Origin of the sequence: Kitasatospora sp. NPDC049285 (assembly GCF_040678815.1) — a bacterium.
GTDB lineage: Bacteria > Actinomycetota > Actinomycetes > Streptomycetales > Streptomycetaceae > Kitasatospora.
This window is the reverse complement of record NZ_JBFAQR010000109.1, coordinates 1-10,437: the sequence shown is the minus strand read 5'-3', so window position 1 is coordinate 10,437 and position 10,437 is coordinate 1. Positions and strand designations below refer to the sequence as shown.

Sequence of the window (10,437 nt, the reverse complement as noted above, 5' to 3'; positions counted from 1 at the left end):
GACTTGCTCGCCGGCAAGGACACCGTCTGGCCGCTGTACATCGACCCGTCGTACTCGGCGGGTGGCTGGGGCCAGAACTGGACCTACGTCAGCTCGGCGTTCCCCTCCCAGAGTTACTGGCGCACCAGCGACTCCACCGGCCTGCGGGTCGGCTACAACGGCTGGGAGTCCCCGTACTACGTGGGCCGCGCGTTCGCCCAGATGAGCGTCGCGCCCGAACTCGCCGGCGCGCAGATCAGCTCCTCGACCTTCTACGCGACCGAGACCTGGTCGCCGTCGTGCTCCGGCCGCAACGTCGAGCTGTGGTGGACCGGCTCGATCGGCTCCGGCACCACCTGGAACAACCAGCCCGGCCTGATCTCCCGCCTCGACACCAAGAACGAGGCGCACGGCTACAGCAGTAGCTGCCCCGCTCAGTCCGTCGGCTTCACCATGACCGGCGCGATGCAGAGCGCCGTCGCCAGCGGCAAGTCCGACATCACGCTCGGTCTGCGGGCCGGTGACGAGGGCGACTCGTACGGCTGGAAGAAGTTCCAGCCGTCCTCGATGTCGATCTCCACCACCTACAACCACGCGCCGACCGCGCCCGGTTCGCTGAGCACCTCGCCCGCCACGGTCTGCGGTGCCAACCCGCCCAGCGTGATCGGCAACGGTGACGTCGTCCTCTACGCCGGGGTGAACGACCAGGACGGCGGCAGCCTCGGCGTCGCCTTCACGCTCAAGAAGAGCGACGGCACCGTGGTCGCCTCCTCCTCCACCGGCAGCCTCGCCGCCACCGCGGGCACCACCTCCGCGTTCGTCATCCCGCGCGCCACCCTCGCCGCCGCGGCGAACGGCGCCCAGACGACCTTCAACTGGAACGTCTACACCAGCGACGGCAGCGCCACCAGCCCGGTCAGCAGCACCTGCCAGTTCACCTTCGACCCGACGGTCCCCGGTGCCCCGACCATCACCCAGGCGGCGAACCCGTCCTACACGGTCGGCACCGCGGCCACGTTCACGTTCACCGCGAACGCGACGGGCAGTGCGCCGGCGAGCTTCCTGTACCAGCTCAACGGCGCGTCGCCGGTGTCGGTCGCCGCCGTGTCGGGCTCCGCCAACGCCGCGATCAAGCCGAGCCGTGCGGTCAACACCCTGTCGGTGACCGCGGTTTCGGCCGGCGGCAACATCGGCGACACGGCCGTCCTGGTGGTCAACGCGACCGCTCCCGCCGCCGCGGCGGAGAACGACCTGACCGGCACCGGGCGCGCCGACCTCGCCCTGGTCGGCAACCAGGCCGGCCTGCCGTCCGGCCTCTGGCTCTCGTCCGGCGCCACGGCCGACAGCGTCAACACCGCGGTGAACAACATCGGCATCCAGGGCACCGGCGCCAACACGCCCGGCGCGGCCGCCGACTGGAACGGCTCCCAGGCGATCGTCGGCCACTTCCGCAGCGGCGGCGGCTTCAACGACGTCCTGCAGTACAACCCGGCCAACGGCACCGGCCACATCCTCTACGGCGCCGGCGACGGCTCCGCCCTGACGCCGAACTCCGGCTCCCAGGTCAACGTCAACGCCGTCGCCTTCACCTCCGGCCAGGGCGGCGCCAAGGCCACCCAGGTCGCCAACGCCGGGGCCCTGTACGAGATCGTCCACGAGGACCCCGTCGGCATCCCCGGCCTGCTGATGGTGTTCAACGGCCAGCTCGCCCTCACCAACGGCGTCGGTACCCCGGGCGCCTACCCGGCCGCGGACGCGAGCGTCGCGCTGACCTCGACCAACCCGGCCGGCGGTGCCGACTGGACCGGCTGGACCATCACCACCGCGCTGGTGAACAACCTGCCGGCGCTGTACGCCCGCAACACCACCACCGGCGAGCTCTGGTACTACAGCCCGACCGTCCTCGCCAACCTGGCGGCCGTCCCGCTGCAGGGCACCAACCCGACGCCCAACACGCCGGTCAAGCTCGCCGCCAGCGGCTGGACCTCCGCCGCCAAGCCGGTCCTGCAGGCCGCCGACATCAACCGCGACGGCACCGCCGACCTGTGGTCCGTCGACGGCACCGGCAAGGTCACCGCGAACGTCTTCAACGGCACCGCGTTCAGCACCCTCCCCTCGCAGCTGCTGGTCGCGCCGACCCACAGCTGGGCGTTGAGCGAGGGCGGGACCGAGGGCAGCCGGGCGACCTCCGCCGGCGACAGCGCCGGAGCGCTGCCGCTGTCGGGCGACACCGGCGCGACCTGGAGCGGAAAGGACCTCTTCAACCCCGACGTCCACCTGAACGGCACCGGCGCGGGCGTCCTGTCGACCACCACCCCGGCCGCGACCCTCTCCGCGGACTTCAGCGCCTCGGTGTGGGTGAAGCCCAACGCCGTCGACGGCGTGGTCCTCTCCCAGGACGGCACCAGCTCGGCCGGGTTCATCGTCTACGCGGACGCGAACTCGAAGCAGTGGTACTTCTGCATGTCCAAGGCGGACAGCAGTGCCTGGACCTACGACTGCGTCCACGCGGGCGTCGGCGGCGGCATGGCGCAGATCGGCGTCTGGACCCACCTGACGGTCACCTACCACGCGAGCACCAAGGTCATGGCGCTGTACATCAACGGCATCGAGGTGGGCTACGGCTCCCACGACCCGGTGGCCGGCTTCACCGGCGGTTTCCGCGTCGGCGACTACATGTACAGCGGCGGCCACCGGACCTTCTTCAACGGCGCCGTCTCCAACGTCCAGACCTGGGCCGGCACGACGCTCACCCCCAACCAGGTCGCGCTGCTCTCCGGAACCCCGGGCTACGTCCTGTTCCCCAGTGACGACACCAACTACTCGACCGGCTCGTCCTGGAGCACCTCCCGCGCCACGATGACCTTCAACTCCGGTCTCCTCACCATCACCAAGGCCAACGGCTCCACCTGGAGCGTCGGCAGCTCGGGCTACCCGAACGCCGCCCTCACCCTCCAGCGCGACGGCAACTTCGGCATCTACCAGCAGCAGGCCCACCAGGCCGGCACCGGTGTCTGGGCGGCCATGGTCGTCTCGGCCGGTGACTGCATGTTCCTCCAGCCGGACGGCAACCTGGTGATCTACAGCTCGGACGGCGTCCCGATCTGGGCTTCGGGCACCAACAACTGACACCCGATCACCTGACAGTGCCCCGCCACCGCAAGGTGGCGGGGCACTGCGTTTGTGACGAGCATGTAGCTCTCATTGACGGATTGTCAGGTTTTGCTGCCGGATGCCGAGTTTGCCTGAGCCGCAATCGTAACGACTTCACCAAGTCCAACGATCTTTCCCCGAATTCCCCGTGACCTAACGGGTCGTGCACTGTCATAGTCGCTGCCGAGCCGGCTGGTGCGCCGGGGGGTGACGCTGCCCATGGGGCAGCGCAGCAAGGAGGGGTGGCTTTCGCATGCCCAGTTCCGAATTGATTCGTCCCCGAAGGGGGCGACCGAGATGGCTGTCCGGCCCGCCGCCGCTGCTGAGGAGTCTGGGGGCGCTGTCCATCGCGGCCCTGGTGGCCTCGTTGACGGCGGCTCCGGCGTTCGCTGCGCCGCTGTCGAAGCCGGGGGTTCCGGGTGCGGCGGCGGTCAAGGGGGTCAAGTCCCTCGCGGCCAGGAAGATCGAGGTGCCGGACGACGCGAAGCGGGCGTTCGTGCCGAAGGCGGTGGCGTGGCCGAAGGCGGCTTCGGGTCGGGCGGCGTCGGCTGCTCCGGGTGCGAAGTCGCAGGCGTCGGGGACGCCGGTGTGGGTGAAGGGCAGTGCCGGATCGTCCGCGCCGGGCGCGGACGTGAAGGTGCTGGACCAGGCGAAGGCTGCCCAACTGGGTGTGTCGGGCGTGGTGTTCACGGTGGACGGCGGTGACGCGCACGGGAAGGTGCGGGTCGGGGTCGACTACTCCGCGTTCGCGGAGGCGCTGGGCGGCAACTGGGCGTCGCGGCTGCAGCTCGTCTCGCTGCCCGCGTGTGCGCTGACCACGCCGGAGGTGGCGGCGTGTCAGGTGAGGACGCCGCTGGCGACCGATCGTGATGCGGCGGGGAAGTCGGTGTCGGCGGAGGTCGACCTCGGCGCTTCCGGTGCGGTGAAGGCGAGCGCGACCGACACCGGGAAGGTCGTTCCGGCGGTCTGGTCGGGCAACGCCTCGGCGGTGCAGGCGTCTTCGGCCTCGGCGCCGATGGTGCTGGCCGCGGCCTCAGGATCGGACGACGGCGGCTCGTCGGCCGGTTCATACGCCGCCAGCGCGTTGAGTCCGGCCGGAAGCTGGACCGGTGGCGGCTCGGGTGGCTCTTTCACCTACTCGTATCCGCTGACCACGGCCGGTGCGGCCACCACTCTCGTGCCGAAGATCGCCCTGGGCTACGACTCGGCGGAGGTCGACGGCAAGACGGCGAGCACGCAGGCACAGGCTTCGTGGGTCGGCGACGGCTGGTCGACGCCGGAGTCGTTCATTCAGCAGACCTTCACGTCGTGCTCGGACGAGCCGGAGGGCTCGGCCTCGCCGAAGGCGACGTCCGACGAATGCTACGCGGGCCAGGTTCTGACGCTGTCGTTGAACGGTGCGTCCACGTCGATCGTCTACGACGCCGCGAAGGGCACGTTCGCCTTGGCCGCCGACGACGGTTCCAAGGTCGCACACGTCACGGGCTCGAACAACGGGACGGGCACGTACAACACGGACTACTGGACCGTCACGGACCGCTCCGGCACGGTCTACTACTTCGGGCGCAACCAGCTGCCGGGGTGGAGCTCCGGCAGGGCGGTCACCAACTCGGTCGACTCGATGCCGGTGTACTCCTCGCACTCGGGCGACCCGTGCTACAACGCCTCGGGCTTCGACGCCTCGGTGTGCACGATGGCGTACAAGTGGCACCTGGACTACGTGAAGGACGTCCGGGGCGCCGCGATGGCGTACTACTACACGCAGGACACCAACTACTACGGCCAGAACAACGGCGCGTCGAACACCAAGTACGTGCGCGACTCGTACCTCGCCCGGATCGACTACGGCTTCCTGGACGGCGGCGCGTACGGCACCGTCCCGGACCAGGTCTCGTTCATCACGGGTTCGCGCTGTGTCGCCACGACGTGCGACCCGATCTCGGCGGCGAACAACGCGACGCAGTACCCGGACGTGCCGTTCGACCTGATCTGCAACCAGGGTGCGACCTGCTCGCCGAAGTCGCCGTCGATGTTCTCGACCGCGCGGCTGAAGCAGATCGTCACCCAGCAGTACGACACGGCGAGTTCGCAGTACAAGCCGGTCGACACCTGGGACCTCGCGCAGACGGAGCCCCCCACGGGTGACGGCACCTCGCCGACCCTGTGGCTGGCAAGCATCACGCACACGGGCGCCGACACCTCGGCGGGCGGCTCCGGCTCCCTCGCGCTGCCGGCGGTGAAGTTCGGCGGAACGACGATGCAGAACCGCGTCGACACTGCCAACTTCCCGGGCATGTTCCGCTACCGCCTGACCTCGATCACCTCCGAGCTCGGCGCGGTCACCGGCATCACCTACGGTCTGCCGAACGCGTGCACCGCGGCGTACGTGGCCTCCGCGAACGCCTCGTCCAACACGAACTCCTGCTATCCCGTCAGCTGGACGCCGAAGTTCTACAGCGCGCCGGTCATGGACTGGTTCGAGAAGTACGCGGTGACCCAGGTGCTGGAGGCGGACGCCACCGGCGGGGCCCTGCAGAAGGCCACCAGCTACGAGTACACCGGCGGCGCGGCCTGGCACTACGACGACAACGAGGTCGTGCAGGCCAAGTACCGCACCTGGGGCCAGTTCCGCGGCTACGGCACGGTCATCACCCGCACCGGCGACGGGGCGAACGACCGCAGGACGAAGTCGGTCACGGACTACTACCGCGGCATGGACGGGGACTACCTGACCCCGACCACCAACCGCAGCGTCAGCGTCACCGACTCGCAGGGCGGCGTCCGCCCCGACAGCGCCCAGCTCAGCGGCAGCGCGCTGGAGACCAGCAGCTACAAGGGGGACGGGGGCGCGGTCGACAGCTCCACCATCACCTCGTACTGGGTCTCGTCCGCGACGGCCACGCGCAACCGCACCGGTCTGCCGGCGCTGACCGCGAACACGGTCAAGCCGGTCGAGACGTTCACCCGGCAGGCGGTCACCTCGGGCTGGCGGTACACCGAGACGGACTCCAGCTACAACGCGACCGTCAGTGATGTGAACTTCGGCCTGCTGAACGCGACCTACACGCACACCGTGCCGGTGAACCCTGCTTACGACACCTGCGCCACGACCACCTACGCCCCGGCGAACACCTCGCTCAACCTGGTCGGCCTCGTGGCCTCCCAGGAGACCGACTCGGTGGCGTGCTCCGGATACACCCAGGGCGCGAAGCCGTCGGTGCCCGGCTCCACCAACACGCTGGGCGCGCCGTCCTTGGTGAACCGCCCGGCGCAGGTCGTCTCCGCACAGCAAACCTTCTACGACGACGCGACCTACTCGACGGCCTTCCCGCAGACCAACGCGCCCACGGTCGGCAACGTCACCATGACCCGCAAGGCCGCGGACTACTCGGGTGGTGCCTTCACCTGGCAGACCGTCTCGCGGGGTACCTTCGACGGCTACGGCCGCCCGCTGGTCAGCTACGACGGCAACGGCAACGCTACGACGACGGCCTACACCATGAACGCGGTCGGACTGACGACCGGTCAGTCCGTCACCAACGCGAAGAACCAGACGGCCACCAATACGCAAGCGCCCGCGAGGGGGCTCACGTTGACGGCGACGGATGCCAACGGCGTGGTGGCGACGTCGCGCTACGACGTGCTCGGCCGACTGGTCTCGGTGTGGCAGAACTCCCGGGTCACCAGCGACCCGGCGAACACGCTCTACACCTACACCGTGTCGCAGACCGGCGTGTCGGGGACGACGACGCAGTCGCTGAACGACTCGCTCGGCTACGTGACCTCATACAGCATCTACGACTCGCTGGGCCGGGTGCGGCAGACCCAGGCGCCGACGCCCAAGGGCGGACGGCTTATCACCGAGTCGTTCTACGACTCGCGCGGCTGGGTACGCAAGAAGAACAACCCGTACTGGGACCCGGACAACTCGCCGTCCCTGTCGGTCGCCTCGATGCCGCAGGACTCGAAGATCCCCAGCCAGAGCGTCCCGACCTACGACGGCCTCGGCCGGACGGTCGTCGACACCTCCTACCAGTACGCGCAGGCGAAGGAGGTCACCACCACCGTCTATGGCGGTGACCGCACCATCGTGATCCCGCCCGCGGGCGGCACGGTGAAGACGACCGTCACCGATCCGCTGGGCCGCACGGCCGAGCTGGACGACTACACGGCCCGCCCGACGCTGAACGCCCCCGCGGACTCCTTCACCGGCACGTACAGCGTTAGTGGCGGGACCAGCCAGGCGATCACCTACGGCTTCGACGGCCACGGAAAGCAGAGCACCGTCACCGCCAACGGCTCGACCTGGACCACCACCTACAACCTGCTCGGCCAGGCCGTGGCCAAGAACGACCCCGACGCCGGTGTCAGCAGCATGCTGTACGACGGCGCGGGCAATCTCGTGCAGAGCACCGACTCCCGCGGAAAGAGCGTCAGTTCCACCTACGACGCGGTGAACCGCAAGACCGGCAGCTACGCGGCCACGCTCGCCACCAAGGGCTCGGCGAACCAGCTCGCCTCGTGGGTCTACGACAACGACAACACCGTCGCCGGCGTCACCAACGCCATCGGCCAGACCACCACCGTCACTTCCTACGACGGCGGCCGCGCGTACACCACCCAGGCGCTCGGCTTCACTGCGATGGGCAAGTCGCTCGGTGAAACGATCACCATTCCGGTGGGTGAGGACGCGCTGATCGCCAAGCCCTACACGTTCAAGCACGTCTACACGGCGATCAAGGGCCTGCCGTACACCGATCAGTCGCCGGCCGGCGGCGGGCTCCCGCTGGAGACCGTCACCCGGACCTACGCGACCGCGTTCGACCTCCCGAACGGCGCGACCTCCGGTACCACCGGCTACGCCCAGGGCACCAGCTACGACGCGTACGGGCGGGTCGAGCAGACCACGCTCGGCACCGGCAGCAACCTGGCGTACATCACCAACACCATCGACCCGCACACGGGTCGGCTGACCGACCAACTGGTGTCGCGTTCGAACACCGGGACGCCGAGCGACGTCGACAAGCAGCACTACGACTACGACCTGGCCGGCAACACCGTCCGCCAGACCTCCACCCGCCTCGGTGCCACGACCGAGACGCAGTGCTACAGCTACGACCAACTCGACCGGCTCACCCAGGCGTGGACCGCCACCGACTCCTGCGCCGCCAACCCGACCGCGCTCAACCACTCCCAGGTGGGCGACGCGATCGCGAACGGCTCGTACTGGACCGACTGGCAGTTCGACCCGCTGGGCAACCGCACCAACCAGACCGAACACTCCACCACCGGAGGCGCGGACACCGCCACCACCTACACCTACAACGGCAACAACACCGGCCAGGCCCACACCCTGACCTCCACCAGCAACAGCTCGACCTTCGGCTACGACACCGCGGGCAACACGACCCAGCGGACCACCCCCGCCAACGGCGCGCAGACCCTCACCTGGGACGACGCCGGACGCCTCACCAAGGTCCACGGCACGGCCGGCGACACCACCTACGTCTACGACGCCAACGGGCAAGTGCTTCTCCAGAAGGACCCGGCCTCCACGGTCCTGTACCTGTCCGGCGAGCAGCTCACCGTGGCCGGCGGTGCGGTCACCGGCGTCCGCTACACGGCTCTGCCGGGCGGCGGCACTGTCGTCCGCACCGGGTTCGGCACCAACTACCGGTTCGAGATCGCCGACCCACACGGCACGGCGACCCTGACCCTCGACAGCACCGCCCAGACGCCGACCTGGCGCCAGTTCACCCCCTACGGCGCTCCCCGCGGCACCGCGGCCACCTGGGCGGACAACCGCGGGTTCCTCAACGCGCCCAGCAACACCACCACAGGACTCACCGTTCTCGGCGCACGCCAGTACGACCCGGTCACCGGACGGTTCGTCAGCGTCGACCCGCTGTTCCAGGCCAATGACTCCCAGCAGCTCGGCGGCTACACCTACGCGAGCAGTGACCCAGTCGGCAAGAGTGACCCGAAGGGCCTGCGAACCGACCCGGACGGCATCTGGTGCGACACGCACGAGTGCAGCGAGCCGGCCAAGCAGAACGCCGAGCGGCTCCACCGGCAGCAGGAGAAGGCGCAGGCGGCCGAGGACTACCACCACCGGATGTGGGAGCTGGAGCACGACGCCGGTGACGACTACACCGACACCGAGAGCCGTGAGTACAACATCCACAAGCCGGGTCCGCACGACATGAAGGTCAGGAACCTCCTCTACCAGGTTGTCAGTGGCGCCAACCTGAAGGGGTGGGACAACACCTCGAAGCTCCTGCGGCACTTCCTCGACGGAAGCGGTGACGACTACACCGTCGATCCGAACGAGATGATCGGCGACATTCCCGGATTCAAGAAGGAGGTGGACACCTACCTGCAGGAGGTGAAGAAGAAGGGCGCGTCGACCTACGACTCCGGTTGGGTCAGCACGCGCGCCAGCGAGAAGGAAAGCCTCGACTGGTACTATGCGCTGAACGGTTTCCAGTGGCGGGTCACCTCGGCCGCGGAGCCGGGCCAGTACGAGCTCGAGGTCCGCAAGCGCTACGACTGGGGAATCCCGAGCGAAGGCCGCGGGGACCTGGACAAGTTCTGGATCCACCTCACCCAGCCTGAGATCGCCCACCTCAACACCGTTGGTCTGGCTCGTGACTTCAACGTCTACGGGGCGACTCTCAGGCGGGGAATGCCCTGATGACCAGAAGACACCTCTCTGTACTCCTGCTGTCGCCGCTGACCGCCCTGGCGCTGGCCGCGTGCGGTTCGGCGGTGGGTGCCGGATCGGACGGCACCCGCGCCGAACCGACGGCGCGGGCATCGGCCAGTGGGATTCCCGCTGCCGGCCTTGCGGCCGGCTACGGCCTGCAGGTTCCGGCCGGTGCGGAGCAGGCCGTGTATGCGGAGGACCGGGACATCGGCAGCTCCGCGTTCTGGGTGTCGTTCCGGACCGATGCCAAGGGCCTGGGTGCGTTCCTGTCCGGACTGGGCAGGAACGAGGCGGATTTGGGAAGTCCGGACTTCGCGCTCAGCACCGCAGCGGTGCGTGACGCGGGCTGGCAGTTCCCGAAGCCCGAATCGCTGCGGGGGCTGGTGGTCCCAGGAGTCGACTCGGATCCGCATGCTCCGACTCGATCGGTCCTCGTGGATCTCACCGATCCGTCCACGCCCGTGGTCTACGGGGCCTCCCTGAAGGTCTAGCAATGCCAGTCGGGGGGGGGGCCGGGGGGGGCCCGGCGGCGGGTTTTTCGCGCCCCCGGCAGGGGGGGCACCACAGGGTGGGGGGCCCCGGGGGGTTGGCCCGGGGTG

At 69.1% G+C, this 10,437-nt stretch carries 3 protein-coding genes; all 3 read left to right on the top strand.

Translation table 11 applies throughout. From position 1 onward, the window contains the following. The coding region (locus tag AB0K51_RS34015) for a hypothetical protein (RefSeq protein WP_363462049.1) at positions 1-3,108 on the top strand (3,108 nt) is incomplete at its 5' end. Between the two features lie 382 nt (positions 3,109-3,490). Next, positions 3,491-9,826 carry an RHS repeat-associated core domain-containing protein gene (locus tag AB0K51_RS34010; protein WP_363462047.1) on the top strand — a complete coding sequence of 2,112 codons (6,336 nt, stop codon included), beginning with the start codon at positions 3,491-3,493 and terminating at the stop codon, positions 9,824-9,826. After that, positions 9,826-10,329 (top strand): hypothetical protein, encoded by a 504-nt coding sequence (locus AB0K51_RS34005; protein ID WP_363462045.1) that lies wholly within the window; start codon positions 9,826-9,828, stop codon positions 10,327-10,329. The genes AB0K51_RS34010 and AB0K51_RS34005 overlap by 1 nt, the downstream gene beginning before the upstream one ends. The last annotated feature ends 108 nt before the right edge of the window (positions 10,330-10,437 follow it).